This window comes from Streptococcus pseudopneumoniae, from assembly GCF_038148935.1.
GTDB classification, from domain to species: Bacteria; Bacillota; Bacilli; order Lactobacillales; family Streptococcaceae; genus Streptococcus; species Streptococcus pseudopneumoniae_U.
On sequence record NZ_JBBJZX010000206.1, the window covers coordinates 1 to 570 of the forward strand.

General features: G+C 46.7%; 2 protein-coding genes. Both read left to right on the forward strand.

Going from position 1 to position 570, the window contains the following annotated elements; genetic code table 11:
* A partial coding sequence (locus WKI42_RS10620) for a phage holin, LLH family (RefSeq protein ID WP_368081907.1) occupies positions 1 to 166 on the forward strand: 166 nt, incomplete at its 5' end.
* The coding region (locus WKI42_RS10625; RefSeq protein WP_368081906.1) for a peptidoglycan recognition protein family protein at positions 166 to 570 on the forward strand (405 nt) is incomplete at its 3' end. The genes WKI42_RS10620 and WKI42_RS10625, both read left to right, overlap by 1 nt.

Sequence of the window (570 nt, forward strand, 5' to 3'; positions counted from 1 at the left end):
GGCTGCTGAAACAGGCTACAAGGGAGATGAAAAACTGGCACAGGCTCGCGCTAAAATCCGTGCAGAGCTGACAAAATACAACATCAGCATGACGGACAAGGACTTGGATACCTTTGTGGAGTCAGCAGTGAAGCAGATGAATGACGCTTGGAAAGGACAAGAGTAATGGATATCGATACAAGCAGACTACGTACAGGTTTGCCACAGGTTGGGGTGCAACCATACCGACAAATTCACGCCCACTCAACAGGAAACCGCAACTCAACCGCTCAAAACGAGGCGGACTATCACTACAGAAAGAACCCTGAACTTGGGTTCTTTTCTCATGTCGTTGGAAATGGTCGTGTCATGCAAGTAGGACCTGTAAATAATGGAAGTTGGGACGTTGGTGGCGATTGGAATGCTGAGAGCTATGCAGCGGTTGAACTGATTGAAAGTCATTCAACTAAAGAAGAGTTCATGGCAGACTACCGTCTCTATATCGAACTCTTACGCAATCTAGCGGATGAAGCTGGTATACCGAAAACACTTGATACAGACGACTTGGCAGGTATCAAGACACATGAATAC